The organism is Gemmatimonadota bacterium (assembly GCA_026706345.1).
Classification (GTDB): Bacteria; JAAXHH01; JAAXHH01; order JAAXHH01; family JAAXHH01; genus JAAXHH01.
This window is the reverse complement of sequence record JAPOYX010000104.1, coordinates 1,290-2,277: the sequence shown is the minus strand read 5'-3', so window position 1 is coordinate 2,277 and position 988 is coordinate 1,290. Positions and strand designations below refer to the sequence as shown.

2 protein-coding genes are annotated in these 988 nt (G+C 59.1%); one reads left to right on the top strand and one right to left on the bottom strand.

The window, feature by feature from the left end; all coding sequences use genetic code 11:
* On the bottom strand, positions 1 to 391 hold a 391-nt coding region (locus OXG98_07500; GenBank protein ID MCY3771847.1), incomplete at its 3' end, for an SDR family oxidoreductase.
* A 174-nt stretch (positions 392 to 565) separates the two neighbouring features.
* On the opposite strand from OXG98_07500, the gene OXG98_07495 reads away from it, so the two are divergent.
* Positions 566 to 988 (top strand): 2-oxoglutarate and iron-dependent oxygenase domain-containing protein (locus OXG98_07495; protein ID MCY3771846.1); only part of this gene is annotated, 423 nt, incomplete at its 3' end.

Here is a 988-nt window from a genome sequence, read left to right as displayed (position 1 = left end):
AGCTGGCCAGCATACTTTTTGTCGCCTGTTGACCCACGAGGAAGGCGCTATACGCGGAGTTCAGCAGAGTGTCGCGTACTAAGCCGGGGTCGGCCTCGTCAATGTCTTTGCGGAAAATGTCCGGGGTCCGACCGTCGATATTGTGTACGACCAGCGTGGGCCGCCCGAGATCATTCTGTACCGCTTGGAACAGCGCTGTCACCGCCTCGGGCTCCCGCGCATCGCACTGATAACACCGTACGCCATACTCGCTCGCCAGTTTCTTGAGCGCGGGTTTGTCCGGGGTACGTGCCGCAACGGCCACCCGCATGCCCTCGCGGGAAAAAAGCCGGGCGCAACTCGCGCTCGTTCCCGGACCAGCCCCGACGATCAGGGCTACCTCTGTTGTCATATGTTTCTCCTCTCAGGCTGGAACAGGGCGACGTCCTGTCCGCCCTTTTGTATTTGCCAGACACTCCGTAGCAGCAGAGCGGAGAAAAAGAAATCTCATCCGAGGTCCAGGCCGTTCTCTTGCTTCCGCACGGTGGTTGTGTATGCTTGGGGCGATGTCCGGCGAGGGGAAGATATGAGCCAAGTGAACATGGATCGCGTCTTTGTAAAAAAATCCTATCCGGTGAGCGCGAAAGATATCATCCCGGTATTGGACCTCGGGCCGTTTCTGGCCGGAGAGCCAGGCGCGCTGGCCCGCCTGGGTCGGGAAGTCTGTCAGGCGCTTGAAGACATCGGTTTCTTTTTCATCAAAAACCACGGCGTGCCCCAGGAGTTGGTTGACCGCGTGTTTGCCGAAAACACCCGCTTTCACGCGTTGCCACTTGAGCGCAAACTTCCCGTCAAGGTCGATAGCAAAGGCATTGGCTATATGCCGCAGGGGCTTCAGCAGCCCAAGTACAAGCAGGACGAACCGCCCCGTAAGCCGGATATTGGTGAGGCGTTTTTCATTGGACGTGAGGCCCGAGCCAGAAGCCGGGACGGCGGGGCGCCCAATCCA